Below are 17,645 nucleotides of genomic sequence, written 5' to 3'. Positions count from 1 at the left end.
CGGCTACCATTTCGGACGGTGCCCGGAAGAGGCCCGGAAGACAATAAAGGAGATCGCCATGCCTGCCATCACCCCCGGGACCCAAGCCTACTCATACCCCGCGGCCGAGCAGCTGCTGCTCGCCCACGAACACGAGTCACGCGAGATGGAGCGCTATCGCGGCCTGGCCCTTAGCTTCCTGCCCGCCTACCCTCACGTCGGGCGCCTGATGGCGTCGCTGGGTATCGAGTGCGAACAGCGCAGCAGCGCCCTGGAGGCACTGGCCGAGCAGCTGAGCCTGGATCAGTGCCTGCCGACCGGCCCCTTCCGCGACTCGACGCTCGCGGGAGCAAGCCAACTGCACCTGTTCATCACCGACGACGTCATGGCCGGCCTGACGCTGAGCCATGCCCTGACATTCGCCCACTACTCGCGGCGATTCAGCGAACTGATGGCCCGCTACGGCCAGCTGCCGGCGCTCGACGCCATGCTCACGCAGTTCATCGAGCGCAAGCGCACCGCCTGCCAGCTGCTCGAGGAGGAGGCCCAGGCAGGCGCCTACGCCGTCCCTGCCCGAGCCTGATCCCCGGCATCACCCTTCAACGACCGGTCGTGGCCTTGCGCGACCTGCGCCGAGGCCTTCCGGCCCTCTCCTCGCCGCCTGACGGGCCGCCGCCCGACGGCTCGCCGCCGCGGGGGAAGTGATCGCGCACCAGCGCCAGCAGGCCCTGGGTGGAGGCATCGAAGTCCTGGCTGTGGGCGTCGATGCGTTCGCTGATCTCGCCGGCGATGCGCTTGCCCAGCTGCACCCCCCACTGGTCGAAGGAGTTGATGTTCCAGATCACCCCCTGGACGAACACCTTGTGCTCGTAGAGCGCGATCAGCGCACCGAGGTTCTTCGGCGTCAGCTCGTCGAGCAGCAGCACGCTGGAGGGGCGGTTGCCCGGGCAGCTGTAGGGGTCGAGGCGGCTGCCGGTCTGGCTACCCTCCATGAAGGCGTTGGCCTGGGCCAGCATATTGGTGAGCAGCGCGAAGTGGTGCTCCTCCATGCCCGGCTCGGGCTTGAGCGAGGCGATGAAGTCGATCGGCACGTAGCGGGTACCCTGATGCAGCAGCTGGAAGAAGGCGTGCTGGCCGTTGGAGCCGGTCTGGCCCCAGACGATCGGCCCGGTCTTGTAGTCCACCGGGTGGCCGAAGATGTCCACCGACTTGCCGTTGGACTCCATGTCGAGCTGCTGCAGGAAGGCCGGCAGCTGATGCAGCGCCTGGTCGTAGGGCACGATGGCCTGGGTCTCGGCGCCCTGGAAGTTGATGTGCCAGATGCCGATCAGCGCCATCAGCACCGGCATGTTCGCGGCGAAGGGCGCGGACAGGAAGTGCTGGTCCATCTCATAGGCGCCCTCGAGCAGCTCCATGAAGCCGTCGAAGCCGATGGAGAGCGCGATGGGCAAGCCGATGGAGGACCACATCGAGTAGCGCCCGCCGACCCAGGCCCAGAACTCGAAGACGTTCTCCTCGCGGATGCCGAATGCCATGGCCGCCGCCTTGTTGGTGGAAGCGGCGATGAAGTGCGCCCCCACGTCGGCGTCGGGGCCGGCGTTGTCCAGGAACCAGCGGCGCGCGGTATGGGCATTGAGCAGCGTCTCCTGGGTGGAGAAGGTCTTGGTGGAGACGATGAACAGGGTGGTGGCCGGGTCGAGGCGGCTGAGCACCTTCTGGATATGCGCGCCGTCGACGTTGGAGACGAAGTGGAAGCCGAGCCCCGGATGGCGGTGCTTGAGCAGTGCCCGGCAGGCCATGTTGGGGCCCAGGTCCGAGCCGCCGATGCCGATGTTGACCACGTCCTTGATGCGCTGGCCATCGAAGCCCGTCCACTCGCCGTTGCGCACCGCCTCGGAGAAGGTGCGGATCTGCTCGCGGGTGCGCTGGATCTCCGGCATCACGTCCTGGCCGTCGACCTTGAGCGGCCCCTGGCCGAGGTTGCGCAGGGCGGTATGCAGGACGGGTCGGTCCTCGGTGACGTTGATGATGTCCCCGGAGAACATCTGGGCGCGGCGCTGGACCAGCGCCGAGTGCTCGGCGAGCTCGATCAGCGTGGCCAGCACCTCGTCGGAGACCGGCTGCTTGGAGTAGTCGAGGAAGAGCCCGCCGACGCGCAGGCTCATCTTCTCGAAGCGTTTCGAGTCGGCGGCGAAGTAGTCACGGATGCGATCAAAGGCGGTCTCGGCCTGCAGGCCCTTGAGGGCCTGCCAGGTGACGCTGCGGGTGAGCTGGAACATGGGGAAACCTCTGCTGGTAATCGGTAGGCGCGCTTACGCCGCGTGGCTCAGGCCCTGGCCCCGACGGCCACGGCCTGGCTACCGCGCTTGATCGCCGCATAGCCCAGGCCCGTCACCAGCGAGCCGATGATGATGGCGGCGAGATACCACAGGACCGGGTTGATGGCGTTGGGGATCAGCAGCACGAAGATGCCGCCATGTGGCGCCATCAGTTTGGCCCCGACCAGCATCGATAACGCACCGGTGATCGCCCCGCCCACCATGCATACCGGGATGACCCGCAGCGGGTCCTTGGCGGCGAAGGGAATGGCCCCCTCGCTGATGAAGCAGAAACCCAGCGCGAGGGACGCCTTGCCCGCCTCGCGCTCGGGTTCGGAGAACTTGTGGCGCGCCACGAAGCTGGCGATACCCATGCCGATGGCCGGCACCATGCCCGCGGCCATGATCGCCGCCATGGGGCCATAGGTCTCGGAGGCCAGCAGTCCCACGCCGAACGTATAGGCGGCCTTGTTGACCGGGCCGCCCAGGTCGAAGCACATCATGGCGCCGAGCAGGATGCCCAGCAGCACGGCATTGGCCGAGCCCATGTTCTCGAGGAAGGTGGTGAGCGCGGAGAGAATCGCCGCAACCGGCTCGCCGACGATGTAGATCATGGTCAGGCCGGTGACCAGGCTTGCCACCAGGGGGATGATCAGGATCGGCTTGAGGGACTCGACGCTCGATGGCAGCTTGACGTAGCGCGTCACGGCCAGTGCCACGTAGCCGGCCAGAAAGCCCGCCAGGATGCCGCCGATGAAACCGGCACCGATCTCCGAGGCGAGCATGCCACCGATCATCCCCGGGGCGATGCCCGGTCGGTCGGCGATGGAGTAGGCGATATAGCCGGCCAGTACCGGCACCATCAAGGCGAAGGCGGTGCCCCCACCGATCTGCATCAGTGCCGCGGCCAGAGTGCCCTCCTCCTGGAAGGCCTCGATGCCGAACACGAAGGAGAGCGCGATCAGCAGGCCCCCAGCCACTACCATCGGCAGCATGAAGGAGACCCCGGTGAGCAGGTGCTGGTAGACGCCCTTCTCCTTGCCGCCCTTCCCCCGGCTGCCCGTCTTCGTCTCGCTCTGATCCGGTGACGAGGCGCCACCCGCCTGCTCCACCTCGGCCTCCTCGAGTGCCGCCTCGATGGTCGGTTTCGGCTTCTTCAGGGCGTTGCCGGTGGAAGTCCGGTAGACGGGCTTGCCGGCAAAGCGGGCCGCATCGACCTCGATGTCACAGGCCAGGATCACCAGGTCGGCCGCGGCGATCTCCTCCTCGCTGAGCTGGTCCTGGGCGCCTACCGACCCCTGGGTCTCCACGCGGATCTCGTGGCCCAGCGCCCTGCCCGCCTCGGCCAGCGCCTCGGCGGCCATGAAGGTATGGGCCACGCCGGTGGGGCAGGCGGTCACGGCGACAATCCTGCGGGCGCCGTCGCGTCGGGCGCCGGCTACCTGCGGGACAGGCTCCTGCGCCGGTGGCTGGAAGTCGCTGGCCTCGCGACTGGCCCGCTCGAGGAAGGCACGCGGGTCGGGCAGTGCCTGGTCGATGGCGGCACGGTACAGCCGCTTGCCGGCGAACCGCTCCGGCGCCGGCACGTGATCGGCGGCAACCACCACCAGGTCGGCCTCGGCGATCTGCTCGGCGGTGACCGGCGTGAGCGGTTCGAGTTCGCCGTGCATCTCGACATGGACCTGCCAGCCGAGGCGGCTGGCCGCCTGCTCGAGTCGACGGGCGGCAAGGAAGGTGGTGGCCATGCCGCTGGGGCAGGCGGTGATGATGATGGCGTTCATGCGAGAGCTCCCCCTGCGTCGACGTCGTTGAGACGGCGCACGCGGGTCTGTTGTTGGAGTTGCGGGAAATCGGAGGCACGGGGGTCGCCCACGCCCACATGACGGACGGATTCGGCGGACAGCGCGGTGGCCAGGCGCAGCACCTGCTCGGGGGGATGCCCCGAGAGCACGCCGTGCAACATGGCGGCGACCAGGGTGTCGCCGGCGCCCACGGTGCTGGCCACGTCGAGGCGCGGCGGCAGGGCCTGCCAGGCCCCGCGTCGGCTGACCCAGAGCACACCCGCCGGGCCGGCGGAGATCAGCGCCTCCTCGACGCCGTGGGCGTAGAGCCTGAGTGCCGCAGCGAGCCGGGCGTCGGCGCTGGTCAGTGGTGTGCACGCCCAGGCGGCCAGTTCCTGCTCGTTGGGCTTGACCGCCGAGGGGTGTGCCTCGATGGCCGCCGCCAGGGCCTCGCCGCTGGTATCGACCCACACCGGAAGATCGGCCGCGCGCAGGCGGGCAACCAGGGCGGCGAGGTCCTCGGGCGATATCCCCGGCGGCAGGCTGCCGGCGATCACCACCGCCTCGGGACGCTTGCGGGGATCGACGGCGCGGGCGTCGAGCCAGTCGAGCAGTCGTTGCCAGGCCGCATCGTCGATCGATGCACCCGGACCATTGATGTCGGTAACCCGCCCGTCGGCCTCGGCGACCTTGGCGTTGATGCGGGTTTCACCCGGCACCCGGATGAAGGCATCCTCCACCGCCAAGGCCTCGAAGGCACGCAGGAAGGGACCGTCGTTGTCGGCGCCGAGAAAGCCCGAAACACAGACGTCGTGGCCGAGTTCGACCAGTACCCGAGCCACGTTGACGCCCTTGCCGGCGGCGTCGAGGTGCGTCTCGCGGGTACGATTGACTTCGCCCAGCTGCAGACGGTCGAGGCTTATCGAGAAATCCAGGGCGGGATTGAGGGTGAGGGTCAGCACACGAGCCATCAGCGCACCTCCAGAGCGTCGCGGACCGCCTCGCTGGTGGCCTGGGCCAGGGCCAGCTCAGCCTGGCCACGCGCCTCCTCTAGGTCGACCTCGGCGAGCCGCGCCTTGACCAGGGGCACCTGGCGGGCGCTCACCGACAGCTCGTCGACGCCGAGCCCTACCAGCACCGGCACGGCGACGGCGTCACTGGCGAGCTCACCGCAGACTCCGACCCACTTGCCGTGAGCATGGGCGGCGGACACGGTCATCTCGATCAGCTTGAGCACCGCCGGGTGCAGTCCGTCGGCCTGGGCGGAGAGCTCGGGGTGGCCGCGGTCGATGGCCAGGGTGTACTGGGTCAGGTCGTTGGTCCCCACCGAGAAGAAGTCCACCTCGGCGGCCAGGGTCGGCGCCAGCAGGGCACAGGAGGGCACCTCGATCATCACCCCGAGTTGGACGTCGGTGGTCCGCTCGGCCTCGGGAATCTCCTCGAGCAGGCGGTCGAGGATCGCCTTGGCCGCGCGGAACTCGCTGACGTCCTTGACCATTGGCAGCATGATGCGCAGCGGACGACCCTTGCTCGAGGCGTCCGCCGCCGGAGCGCCAGCCGCAGGAGCGCCTGCCGCCGCCAGTAGCATGGCGCGGAACTGGGTCTCCAGTACGTTCGGGCGGGTCAGCGCCAGGCGGATGCCGCGCAGGCCGAGGAAGGGGTTGTCCTCCTGCGGCACCGGCCAGTAGGGCAGCGGCTTGTCGCCACCGACATCCAGGGTGCGCGCCACCAGCGGGCGCCCATCGAGGGCGTCCAGGGCTTCCCGGTACTCGGCGACCTGGGTCTCGAGGTCCGGCTCCTGGGCATGGGCCATGAACAGGAACTCGGTACGCAGCAGGCCGACGCCCTCGGCGCCGCATTCCACGGCATCGGCCGCGTGGGCAGTGTTGCCCAGGTTGGCGGCCACCTCGACGCGGTGGCCGTCACGAGTGCGCGCCTGCTCGAAGCGCGCTTCCCAGGCCTCGGCCTCGCGACGTCGGCGCTCGGCCAGACGCTGCTCGGCGGCCTCACGGCGCTCGGCGGAGGGGGCCGGGATGACCCGGCCGCGCTCGCCGTCGAGGATCAACTCGCTGCCGTCCTCCAGGGTCAGCACGCGACTGCCGCCCCCCACCACGGCGGGGATGCCCAGCGCCCGGGCCAGGATCGCGCTGTGCGAGGTGGCCCCGCCGCGGGCGGTGAGTAGCCCGCGCACCCGGGAGGTATCGAGGCGCGCCACGTCCGAGGGCCCGACATCGTCGGTGACCAGGATATAAGGGTGGGCCGGCGGCTCGGGGAGCTCCACCCGGCAGAGGATGCCCAGCACGCGGCGGCCGACGTCGCGCAGGTCGGCGGCGCGCTCGGCGAGCAGGCGGTCGGCGAGCCTCTCCTGGGCGCGGGCGGCGGTCTCAATGGCCTCCCACCAGGCGGCCTCGGCGGAACTGCCCTCCTGCAGCTGTTCCCGGGCGGCCTCGAGCAGCTCGGGATCCTCCAGCATCTCCTGGTGCATGGAGAGAATCTGTGCCACCTCGCCACCGCGGGCCTCGTGCACCAGGGCCTCGAGCTGCTCGCTACCCTCGCGAATCGCCTGCTCCAGACGACGAGCTTCGACGGAGGGGTCCTCGGCGTGCCGAGGATAGTCGAAGTGCGGCGTGCGCAGCACGAAGACCGGCGCGATGGCAAGCCCCGGGGAGGCGGCCACGGCCGAATGGGGCTGGTCGGCCGGTAGCGGCGTCGGAGCCGGCGCGTCCACGACCGCCGCCGTCTGCTCGCGGCTTTCGTCGAAGGGCAGCACCTGCTCGCCGAGCCCTTCGGCCACGGCCTGGCAGACCGCCTCCAGCGCGGCCTCGGCCCCGGCCCCCTCGGCGGAGAAGATGAGTGGCTGCCCGCGGCGCGCGCCCAGATTGATCACCTTGGTCAGGCTGCTGGCCGAGACCGCATCGAAACCGCCATCGGCCAGGCGCACGCGGATCGTCATCCCCTGGGCACGCGCGATCTGCACCAGCTGCTTGGCCGGTCGGGCGTGCAGGCCATGGGCATTGAGCACACGGGCCTGGCGGGTGCGAGCCGCGGCGGTTTCACCGGCGAAGCGTGCCAGCAGCGTCTCGGCATCGAGGCCGCGCAACTCGCCGGCACTGTCGGTCTCCAGCAAGGCGAGGAGGCGCTCCATCAGCCCGCGATGCGCATCGCCCCGGGCGGCCAGGCAGAAGACGCCATTGACCGGTTCCCCCCTCTCCTCCAGGTGCGTATCGGTGGTCGCCAAGGACAGCGCCGGCACCTCGACGCCGCGTTCACTGCTGACCAGCCAGAGCCCCTGTCCGAGCCCCAGCGGGATACGCTCGGCGACGCTGGCCACGAACTCACTGTCCACGCAGCCGGCCTGACGCAGGCGTGCCGCGCCGGCCAGCGCCAGTTCCTGGCGGTCGCGGGCCGGAAAGCCCAGGCAGAGGGTGCCGGCATCCAGGCGCGCCTCGACCACCGCCCGGGAGAGCAGCCCGGCGATCTCGCCACGCGAGTCGGCCGCGGCCAGGCGCTCGGCGACGCCTTGGCGGTCCAGCACATGGGTCAGCTGACGCAGGATGTCCAGGTGTTCGTCGCTCTGGGCAGCGATGGTCACCAGCACGTGCACGCGGTTGCCGTCGTGCCACTCGATGCCCGCCGGGAACTGCAGCACGCGCACGCCGGTCCGGCGCACGTGCCGGCGGCTGTCGGGGGTGCCATGGGGAATGGCGATGGCATTGCCCAGGAAGGTCGAGGACTGCGACTCGCGGTGGAAAAGGCCATCGCGGTAATCGCGCTCGACCAGGCCCGCCTCGTGCAGGGCCTCGGCAGCCTGGTCCAGCGCCATGCGCCAGTCGTCGGCCCGGCGGTCGAGCAGGATATCGTCCTGGCGGAGGGTCAGCATGGGTCTCTCCTGTTCGCTCGGGTGACGGACGGTAGTCGCCTCTCGCTCAGCCACTCGGAGAATTGCCGTATTCGCTGGCTGAATCGTGTCACCTGTGATGTCATTCATGCTGAATCGATTCATACTGGTTGGCAAGGCCGATAAACTACGACTTTGGCAGGGGGTACAAGCCACCGCCCGCAACGTAGCATCACCCTCTACCCGTTACCGAGGACGCTAATGACACTCGCCGAAATCGCCAGCCTGGCCGGGGTCTCACGTACCACGGCCAGCTATGTCATCAACGGTAAGGCCCGCGAGCGGCGCATCAGCCGGGAGACCGTCGATCGGGTCATGGCCGTGGTGCAGCAGCACGGCTACCGGGTCGACGCCCAGGCTGCCGCACTGCGACGCGGGGCAAGCCGGCTGCTGGGGCTGATCATCCCCGACCTGGAGAACGTCAGCTATGCGCGCCTGGCCAAGCGACTCGAGCGCGGTGCTCGCGAAGCGGGCTACCGGCTGCTGATTGTTGGCTCCGACGACGACCCGGAGAGCGAGCGCGAGCTGGCCCTGGCGCTGCGCGCCCAGCGCTGCGAGGTGCTGATCACCGCCAGCTGCCTGCCCATGGAGGACCCCTTCTATGCCGAGCTGATGGCAGCCGGCCTGCCGGTGGTCGGCGTGGACCGCAGCCTCGACCCGCGCCGCTTCGCCAGCGTGGTCAGCAACGACCGGGAGGCCGCCGAGCGGCTGACCCGCTCGGTGCTGGACGACGGGGTGACGCACATCGCCTGGCTGGATGCGGTACCGGCCCTGTCGATCAGCCAGGAGCGCCGTGCCGGCTTCCAGCGGGGCCTGGCCGACCATCCACCGGCGCAGGTGATCACCTGCGGCGCTCGGCGCTACGACCGCGTCGAGGGAGCCCGGCTGATGCGCGAGCTGCTCGATGGCCACGGCATGCCCGACGCTCTGGTCACCGCCTCCTACACGCTGCTCGATGGGGTCTTCGACGTGCTGCTGGAGGATGGCGGCCTGCCGCCGGCACTGCGCCTGGCCACCTTCGGCGACAGCCGCCTGCTGGACTTCCTGCCCCTGCCGGTCAACTCCGCGGTCCAGGACCACGACCGCATCGCCATCCTGACGCTGGCGTGTGCCCTCGCCGCGTCGCGGGGCGACTACCGGCCGGGCCAGCAGGTGGTCGAGCGCCACCTGCGCTGGCGTCTCCCCGGGCGCGTTGCCCCCCGGGCCTGAGGCGTCACTCGCCCGACGACCAGGCCTCCAGCGCCGTCAGGGTCTGGGCCAGACAGCGATGCAGAGACCCCAGGCAGAGGGCCATCTCGTCCAGCCGCTCCTCCCTGCCCAGGCGCTCCAGCCGCATGGCCAATCCGGCCACCTTCACCGCGCCGAGGCTCGAGGCCTCCCCCTTGAGCTGGTGGGCAAGATACTCGACTCGGCGTGGTGCCCCCTCTGCCACCGCCTGCTCGAGACCGGCAAGGTGCGCTTCGGACTGCTGACGGAACAGGGTAATCAGGGCGGCCAAGCCCTCGTCGCCCAGGCTCTCGCCCAGTGCCGAGAGGGTGGCGGGCTCCAGTGGCTGGTCGGCGGGCCGCTCTCCTGCCGTGGCAGCAGGGTGCCCGTAGACGGGGGAGTAGCCCGGTTGGCGCAGATAGCGCTGCAGGGTCGCCATCAGGGCGTCCTGGAACAGCGGCTTGGTGAGGTAGCCATTCATGCCAGCCGCCAGGCAGCGGGCCCGGTCGCCGCCCGGCCCGCCGGCGGTCATGGCCACTACCGGCACCTCGGCCGACCAGCCGCCGCGGGCACGCAGCCGGCGAGTGGTCTCCAGGCCATCCATGCCGGGCAGCTGTACGTCCATGAAGATCAGGTCGAAGCGCTCCCGGTCTGCCGAGCGCAGCGCCGCGTCTGCCGAGTCGGCCACGCTGACCCGACAGCCCAGCCGCTCGAGCATGGCCCGGGCGACCTGCTGGTTGACCAGATTGTCCTCGACCACCAGCAGGCGGGCGTCTGTCACCCGCTGTTCGGGGGCCGCCGCCACGGCGTCTTCCACTCCCGCGCGGGTGTCGGCAGGGCTCAGCGGCAGCACGAACCAGAAGCGGCTGCCGCGGCCCACCTCGCTCTCAAGCCCGATGCGTCCGCCCTGTGCTTCCACCAGCCGTTTGCAGATGGCCAGTCCCAGGCCGGTACCGCCGAAGCGTCGGGCGGTAGAGGGGTCGCCCTGCTGAAAGGGCTCGAACAGCTGGGTCTGGCGGCGAGGGGTGATCCCGCTCCCCGTATCGATTACCTCGAAGCGCAGCTGCTCCTCGCCCTCATCACGCACGCAAAGGCGAACCTCGCCCTGCTCGGTGAACTTGATGGCATTGGAGAGCAGGTTGAGCAGCACCTGGCGCAATCTTCCGGCATCCCCCACCACATATGACGGCAGGTCAGGGTCCAGGTCACACGACAGGCGGATACCCCGCACCTCGGCCCGGGGCATGAACAGCGAGATGGCGCTATCGATCAGCGCTTCCAGAGCGAAGGGGCGCGCCTCGAGTTCCAGGCGCTGGGCCTCGATCTTGGAGAAGTCCAGGATGTCGTTGATCAACTCGAGTAGCAGCCGGGCACTGTCATGAATGGTGTCGGCGTAGTGACGCGCGCGGTCGGGCAACGGCTGGTCCTGCAGCAGGTCGCTCATGCCGATGACGCCATTGAGCGGCGTACGAATCTCGTGGCTGACCGTGGCCAGGAACTCCGACTTGGCACGGCTCGCGGATTCTGCCCCGCGGGCGGTGATTTCCAGCTCTCGGCTCAGCGTCTCCAGGTCGCGCCGGGCGGCGGCATTGTCGCGAGCCTCGCGAAACAGGAAGGCGACCACCAGCGAGGCCGCCAGGCTCATGGCCAGGATCAGCAGCAGCAACACCCCGTAGAGGGTCTGTAATTGCTTGCGTTCGCGGGTAGTGGTCTCGGCGAGATGACCATTGATGGCGACGATCAGTCGCTCGGTCACACCGCTGAGGGTCTCGAGTCGCCGAGACAGGCTGGCGCGAGCGGCATCATCAAGGCGCTCGAGACCATGGATCTGCTGGTCCAGTGCCTGCAGGTGCCGCTCGATCTCGGGGATCAGCTGCTCCGCCACCCGGATATTGCCGAGCAACTCGGTGATGTCACCATCCTGCAGCAGGGTGAGGCGGCTGTAGAGTAGCTCGAAGCGCAGGCGCAGGGTCTGCAGTGCGTCGCTTTCGAGGTCTGAGCGCGCAAGGAAGCTGCGCAGCTGAACCGTGTCGCGGTCGAGCTTGTAGGCGTGCCAGGCGGCATTGCCCCCCACGCTCTCGGCCAGGCTGTCCTGACGCCAGGCCACCAGGCCGACTACCACCAGGGCGGCGGCGAAGAACACCAGGGCGGCGATGGCACCCAGCTTGAGACGCAGGGGATAGCGCAGCACTTCAGGTCTCCGCAGTCGGCCAGGGTCAGGGCACGATGATCCGCTCGACGTGCCACACCGAGCGGAAGCGGATGGCCTCGGTAAGCAGTTCAGGGTGGTCGTCGAAGGGGTAGAGCACGAAGAGTGGACCGTACTCACGGATGCTCAATGGCTCGCCGTCGCGGCTCATGGCCAGGATCACGTCATGTCGCCGCAAGTCTACCACCGGCACCTCGGCCTCGTAGTGGTTGAGGGCCCGGATGCGCACCTGCTCGGCATCATCGGCGCCGACTCTCTCGAGCAAGGCACGAATCAGCGGGCCTTGGTAGCGTCCATTGCCACGGTGCCAGGGTGTGTGGGTCTCGATGATTCGCGTCGGCAGGGCCTCGAGCATGGCACGGTCGAAATGCGCCTCGTCGCCCGCGTTGGTGTGGGCGATATCACCACTGAGGGTCAGCAGCACCCTACCGCTGGGCGCCGGCAGTGGCGTGGCAAGGACAGGGGAGAACGGCACCAGGACCAGATAAAGCAGTAACAGCGAACGAAGGGCGATACCGGTCAGCATCGGCGGATTCCTGCGAACGGAAAAGATGCCACAAGAGTACGCGATTCGCCGGCTGCGGTCAGGGGAGTGGATATCAAAACCCCCAGGGGGCACTTGGCGCCCCTGGGGGTTTCTCGTATCTCCCCAGCAGAAGGGGTCAGCTCGGCACGTCTTCCAGCGGCTCGATGCGCACCAGATCCTCATAGGCGTGCCAGCTGGCGTGGCCCAGTACCGGCAGGATCAGCGCCAGGCCAATGTAGAAGGTCATCACCCCGATCAGCACGCAGCCGGTGAGGATCGCCGCCCACAGCAGCATCGGGCGGAAATTATTGGACACTGAGCGAATACTGGCCTCGATGCCTTCCATGAAGGTCAGGTCCTGGTCCATCAGGGTCGGAATGGCCACGACGCTGATGGTAAAGGCACCGAACGCCAGCACGGCACCGATCGCGGTCCCCACCGCCAGCATCATCAGACCGTTGGGGGTAGTCAGCAGGGTGGCATAGAGCGTCTCGGGGCTCGGGGCCTCGAAGCCGAAGAACAGCGCAAACAGCAGGGTGGCCAGACGTATCCAGGCGAGGAAGAAGATCATCATCATCACGCCCATCATCGCCAGCTGCCCCGCATGGCCCTTCCAGGCACCGAAGGCATCACCCAGATTGGGCACCCGACCCGCCTCCAGGGCGCGGCTGACGCCGTAAGAGCCCACTGCTACCAGCGGTCCGATGAACATGAAGCCGGCCACCAGCGGCAGCAGCCAGTGCCAGAGGCCTAGCGTAAAGGCACCCGCCGTCACGGCGACGCTCAACCCCACCCAGAACATGCCATAGGCCAGGCTGACTGCCGTGGCCTGGCGAAAGTCCTCGAACCCTGCCGTCAACCAGGCTCGGGGCTTGTCCATGCCAACCGACCGGATGCTGATCTTGACATTGGGCGCGGCACCCTTGCCCTGCTCTTTTGCCGTCGCTGCATTCATGGTCATACCCCTGTTTCCACCTGTTGAGTCCCGGCGCTGCCGGGCCCGTCCAAGGCTGCACCATGGCACAAGACCATCGTACGCCCTTCTTCGTTTAACATCTGGTTAATGTAGACGAGGACAGCCATTCATGCAGGCGATGTTGCCGCACCGCACTCAACGCAGAATGTCCTGGCGGCGCAGGCTTTATCCCAGGGTCTTGCCCAGGGTCATCATCAGCACGAAGCCGGCCAGCACCAGACAGGCGGGGCTTCCATTGCGCCGTGGTCACCCTTGCCACTTGCTGTCTCGGCCGGTGGTGCAGCACCGGGGGCAGTATCCTCACGCGCGAACGCCTCCCGCAGGGGAGGCGTTCGACGGGTACGACACACAGGGGACTGCGGAAGGTAGCGGTCCCGCTCAGCGCACGATCATTACCGACATCTTGGAGTGGTGCACCACATGCTCGGCATTGGGGCCGAGCACATAGTCGGCGAACTTGCGCTTGTTATGCGATGCCATGACGATCAGATCCACCTCGAGCTTCTTCGCCGCCTTGATGATGGCCTCCCAGGGGGAGCCATCGACGATCACGCTCTGGGCCGTGATGTCTTCGGGGACGTGTTCACGAATGAACTCGTGCTGGGCCTCGGTGACCGCCTCATGGGCCTTCTTGGCGAAGTCCTTGGGAAAGTAGGAACCGACCAGCGGCATGCGGTAGTCCGGCAGCACCGTCACCACATGCAGGGAGGCGCCGAAACTTCGGCAAAGCTCCACTGCCGTCGGCAGCGCCTTGGTCCAGGAGGCCTCCTCGTTGAGGTCGACCGGCAACATGATCTTTTGGTACATGACGCTCTCCTTCAGGCTGTTGCCGCGGCGGCAGTGCGATCACGCCGCCGGCGCTGCATCACTACGATCAGGCCGAACACCAGGAAGGCCGGAATCCACATCAGCTCCTTCGTCCAGCGATCCACCGGGGCCAGCACCTCGATGATCTCCTGGTCGAAGTCGAAGCCCAGATCCGCCGCCTGACTGCCGTAAGCCACCATGTCGACCACCGCCCGCTCATCCTCGATGACCAGCTCCAGGCCCAGATTTTCCAGGCGCTCCTCGCCCGTCTCGCCTTCCGGCACGGGCAGTTGCATGTAGGTGGTCAGCGGATCACCGAAGTCCCCCTCGCCGAGGATCTGCAGTCGCAGGGTGCTCTCCTCGTCGACGTTGCCCAGCGCCTCGACGAACTGGGATGGTGGCACCGACTGGTAGGGGTCGTGGATCATGTCCATCCAGAAGCCCGGCCGGAACAGCGTAAAGGCCACCAGCAGCAGCACGATGGACTCGTACCAGTGGTTGCGGGCGATCATGAAGCCCTGGGTGGCCGCCGCGAAGATCAGCATGGCGATGGTCGACACCACGAAGATCACCACCCCCTGCAATAGCGAGACGTCGATCAGCAGCAGGTCAGTATTGAAGATGAACAGGAACGGCAGTGCCGCGGTGCGCAGGCTGTAGTAGAAGGCCTGGAAGCCGGTGCGGATCGGGTCGCCGCCCGAGACCGCGGCCGCAGCGAAGGAGGCTAGCCCCACCGGCGGTGTGACGTCCGCCATGATGCCGAAGTAGAACACGAACAGGTGCACCGCGATCAGCGGCACCAGCAGGCCATTCTGCTCGCCCAGCTGGACGATCACCGGCGCCAGCAGCGCCGACACCACGATGTAGTTGGCCGTGGTGGGCAGGCCCATGCCAAGGATCAGGCTGAGCACCGCGGTGAAGATCAGGATCAGCATCAAGTTGCCCATGGAGAGGATCTCCACCACGTCGGCCAGTACCAGGCCGACACCGGTCTGGGAGACCGCGCCGACGATGATGCCGGCGGTGGCGGTGGCGATGCCGATGCCGATCATGTTGCGGGCACCGGTGACCAGGCCGTTCCACAGGTCCAGGGCACCCTCGCGCAGGTCCGTCGCCATGTCGCTGTGCCCGCGGAAGATCGCCATGATGGGACGCTGAGTGAGGATGATAAAGACCATGAATACCGTCGCCCAGAAGGCCGACAGCCCCGGCGAGAGGCGCTCCACCATCAGGCACCAGATCAACACGATCACCGGCAGAATGAACTGCAGGCCGACCATCACCGTGGGCCGGGTCTGGGGCAACGTGTAGATGGGAGTATCCGGGTCGTCGAGCTCCAGCTCGGGATAGTTCGAGGCGACCTTGAGCAGCCCCACGTAGATCGCCGCCAGCCCCACGGCCACCACCCAGGGAGTGGCACCACCCAGCACCGGCTTGAGCCAGCCCAGGCCGTAGTAGACCACGAGTGCCGTGATCATCATCAGCAGTAGCCCACCGAGGAAACCGATCACCTTGCGCACCAGAGGCTTGGCAGGATTGCTGCTCTCCAGCCCCTGCAGACCGGCCTTGAGGGCCTCGAGGTGGACGATGTAAATCAGCGCAATATAGGAGATCAGCGCCGGCAGAAAGGCATGCTTGATCACTTCCACATAGGAGATACCCACGTACTCGACCATCAGGAAGGCCGCGGCGCCCATGACCGGCGGCATGATCTGGCCGTTGACCGAAGAGGATACCTCCACCGCACCGGCCTTCTCGGCGGAGAAGCCGACGCGTTTCATCATCGGCACGGTGAAGGTACCGGTAGTCACCACGTTGGCGATGGAGGAACCGGAGATCAGACCGGTCATGCCCGAGGCCACCACGGCGGCCTTGGCCGGGCCGCCCTTGTAGTGGCCCAGCAGCGAAAAGGCGACCTTGATGAAGTAGTTACCGGCGCCAGCCTTGTCGAGCAGGGCACCGAACAGCACGAACAGGAAGACGAAGCTGGTCGAAACCCCCAGCGCGATGCCGAAGACCCCCTGGGTGGTCAGCCACTGGTGATTGACCAGACCGAAGAGGCTGACCCCGCGGTGGGACAGGATGCCCGGCATGTAGGGCCCGGCCAGCGAGTAGAAGATGAAGATCGAGGCGATGATCGCAAGCGGCGGGCCGAGCGCCCGTCGTGTGGCTTCGAGCAGCAGCAGGATACCGGCCACACCGATGATCACGTCTTGCAGGATCGGCGCACCCGGACGCTGGGCCAATTGTTCGTAGAACATGAACATGTAGGCGCCGCAGAAGGCCGCCGCCGCCGCCAGGACCCAGTCCTGAACGGGGATCCGATCGCGGGGCGAGCGCTTGAGCGCCGGATAGGCCATATAGGCCAGGAAGAGCGCGAAGGCCAGGTGGATGGAGCGTGACTCGGTGGCGTTGAAGACCCCAAAACCCAGCATGAACGGTAGCGGGGACGCGATCCACAGCTGGAAGAGCGACCAGGCGGCGGCAATGCTGACCAGCAGCTTGCCCGGCGTCCCAGCCGGCTTGCGAGCCCCTGAATCGGAAGAGGCAACCATATCCTCGAGATCGACCTCCGATCCCGTGGTCCTCTTGTTGTTATCCTCACTCATAAGCGTGCCCTGCTCTAAGTTACGTTTGTCCTGGAAAGCCCTGTTGGTGATGCCCTCCGGCATCCCAAACAGAATGCGCGGCCCCCTCGGGTGACCGCGCATTCTTCACCGAGGTGAATACCCCTCAGACGGGTCGCATTACTCGATCCAGCCCTGCTCGCGATAGTAGCGCGCGGCCCCTTCATGCAACGGTGCCGAGAGACCGGAGGTGACCATCTCTTCCGCATCGAGGCCCTCGAAGGCCGGATGCAGACGCTTGAAGCGGTCGAAATTGTCGAAGATCGCCTTGACGGTCTGGTAGACAACCTCGTCGTCAGCCTCGGCGGTGGTCACAAAGGTGGCTGCCACGCCGAAGGTCTCCACCGGATCCGGGTTGCCCTTGTAGAGGCCACCGGCAATGACCGACTTGGAATAGTAAGGATACTCCTCGACGATCTCGTCGATGGCCGGGCCGTTCAGCGGGATCAGGCGCGCATCGACGGTAGTGGTGGCCTCCTGAATGGAACCATTGGGGTGGCCCACCACATAGACCATGGCATCGACGTTGTTGTCGGCCAGGGCCGCGGCCTGCTCAGCGGCATCCAGCTGGGAGGCCAAGGCGAAGGTATCCTCGGTCCAGCCCTTGGCGTCCATCACCACTTCCATGGTGTTGCGCTGGCCGGACCCCGGGTTGCCGATGTTGACGCGCTTGCCTTCCAGGTCGTCGAGTTCCTCGATGCCGGAATCGGCGCGGGCCAGCAGGGTCAGCGGCTCGCCGTGAACGCGGAAGACCGCACGCAGGTCCTCGTAGGCGTCGCCCTCGAAGTTGCCGGTGCCGTTATAGGCCTGGTACTGGACGTCGGACTGCACCACACCCATGTCGAGCTGACCGGACTTGATGCCGTTGACGTTGGCCACCGAGCCACCGGTCGAGGGCGCGTTGCACTTGATGTTGGCGTCTTCCAGCCGGTTCACCAGGCGACACACGGACTGGCCGACCACATAGTAGACGCCGGTCTGGCCGCCGGTACCGATGGTGATGAATTTCTCTTCATCCTGGGCCATGGCCGGCGACGCGAACATCGCGGCCCCCAGGAGCGCGCCGGAGAAGGCAGCAGCAGAGAATGCATGGCGTTTCATGAACACACCTCTTTATTGTCGACAAACGTGTTGTGCAAACAGGTTCCGATATGGCAGCCCTTGCGCGACCGCCGGCGGCCTTGGCCGCCCTTTCCTACTTTAGCGAAAAAAACGGGCGCTTGATGGGTCTTTTTCCATGAGTTCGAGTCTAGACCCCAAAGCACGTTGAGTGAGCGTTAATTTTTAGCGACGCTTCTCACGCAGGGCCTCGCATCCG

Annotated in this window: 12 protein-coding genes; 2 read left to right on the top strand and 10 right to left on the bottom strand. The window is 67.2% G+C overall.

The features are described from left to right. The first annotated feature begins 58 nt into the window (after window positions 1-58). On the top strand, window positions 59-562 hold the full coding sequence (locus tag FHR95_RS13600; protein WP_183314810.1) for a hypothetical protein: 504 nt from the start codon (window positions 59-61) through the stop codon (window positions 560-562). A 16-nt stretch (window positions 563-578) separates the two neighbouring features. On the opposite strand, the gene pgi is transcribed toward FHR95_RS13600, so the two are convergent. From pgi to ptsP, 4 genes are read right to left on the bottom strand one after another with little or no spacing between them, the layout of a single operon-like run. Continuing rightward, complete coding sequence (gene pgi / locus FHR95_RS13595) at window positions 579-2,258, bottom strand: glucose-6-phosphate isomerase (RefSeq protein WP_183314808.1); 1,680 nt, start codon at window positions 2,256-2,258, stop codon at window positions 579-581. Between the two features lie 47 nt (window positions 2,259-2,305). Further along, on the bottom strand, window positions 2,306-4,078 hold the full coding sequence (locus FHR95_RS13590) for a PTS fructose-like transporter subunit IIB (RefSeq protein WP_040184546.1): 1,773 nt from the start codon (window positions 4,076-4,078) through the stop codon (window positions 2,306-2,308). Next, window positions 4,075-5,049 (bottom strand): 1-phosphofructokinase, encoded by a 975-nt coding sequence (gene pfkB, locus FHR95_RS13585; protein ID WP_183314806.1) that lies wholly within the window; start codon window positions 5,047-5,049, stop codon window positions 4,075-4,077. Before pfkB ends, FHR95_RS13590 begins: the two co-directional genes overlap by 4 nt. Then, the gene (ptsP, locus tag FHR95_RS13580) at window positions 5,049-7,958 is read right to left on the bottom strand and encodes a phosphoenolpyruvate--protein phosphotransferase (RefSeq protein WP_183314804.1); all 2,910 of its coding nucleotides are present in this window, start codon (window positions 7,956-7,958) and stop codon (window positions 5,049-5,051) included. The genes pfkB and ptsP overlap by 1 nt, the downstream gene beginning before the upstream one ends. 219 nt (window positions 7,959-8,177) lie before the next feature. Between ptsP and cra the strand changes: the two genes are divergently transcribed. Beyond that, a complete protein-coding gene (gene cra, locus FHR95_RS13575) occupies window positions 8,178-9,185 on the top strand; it encodes a catabolite repressor/activator (RefSeq protein ID WP_183314802.1) in 1,008 nt (335 codons plus the stop codon). A 4-nt stretch (window positions 9,186-9,189) separates the two neighbouring features. Here cra and FHR95_RS13570 read toward each other — a convergent pair whose 3' ends face one another. From FHR95_RS13570 to FHR95_RS13545, 6 genes are all read right to left on the bottom strand, one after another. Further along, entirely contained in the window at window positions 9,190-11,373 is a 2,184-nt protein-coding gene (locus FHR95_RS13570) for an ATP-binding protein (protein WP_343065219.1), read from the bottom strand. Window positions 11,374-11,398: 25 nt separating this feature from the next. Then, window positions 11,399-11,917, bottom strand: a complete 519-nt coding sequence (locus FHR95_RS13565; RefSeq protein WP_040184529.1) for a putative pterin-binding protein — start codon at window positions 11,915-11,917, stop codon at window positions 11,399-11,401. A gap of 136 nt (window positions 11,918-12,053) precedes the next feature. Then, the gene (locus FHR95_RS13560) at window positions 12,054-12,872 is read right to left on the bottom strand and encodes a DUF2189 domain-containing protein (protein ID WP_040184535.1); all 819 of its coding nucleotides are present in this window, start codon (window positions 12,870-12,872) and stop codon (window positions 12,054-12,056) included. Window positions 12,873-13,271: 399 nt separating this feature from the next. Beyond that, the gene (locus FHR95_RS13555) at window positions 13,272-13,700 is read right to left on the bottom strand and encodes a universal stress protein (protein ID WP_040184528.1); all 429 of its coding nucleotides are present in this window, start codon (window positions 13,698-13,700) and stop codon (window positions 13,272-13,274) included. Between the two features lie 11 nt (window positions 13,701-13,711). Next, the gene (locus FHR95_RS13550; RefSeq protein ID WP_183314800.1) at window positions 13,712-16,309 is read right to left on the bottom strand and encodes a TRAP transporter fused permease subunit; all 2,598 of its coding nucleotides are present in this window, start codon (window positions 16,307-16,309) and stop codon (window positions 13,712-13,714) included. Window positions 16,310-16,447: 138 nt separating this feature from the next. Further along, complete coding sequence (locus FHR95_RS13545; RefSeq protein WP_040184526.1) at window positions 16,448-17,428, bottom strand: TAXI family TRAP transporter solute-binding subunit; 981 nt, start codon at window positions 17,426-17,428, stop codon at window positions 16,448-16,450. Window positions 17,429-17,645: the final 217 nt, after the last annotated feature.

Origin of the sequence: Halomonas fontilapidosi, from assembly GCF_014192285.1 — a bacterium.
In the GTDB taxonomy this organism is placed as follows: domain Bacteria; phylum Pseudomonadota; class Gammaproteobacteria; order Pseudomonadales; family Halomonadaceae; genus Halomonas; species Halomonas fontilapidosi.
The sequence above is the reverse complement of the archived record's forward strand: the minus strand, read 5'-3'. Positions and strand labels throughout refer to the sequence as shown.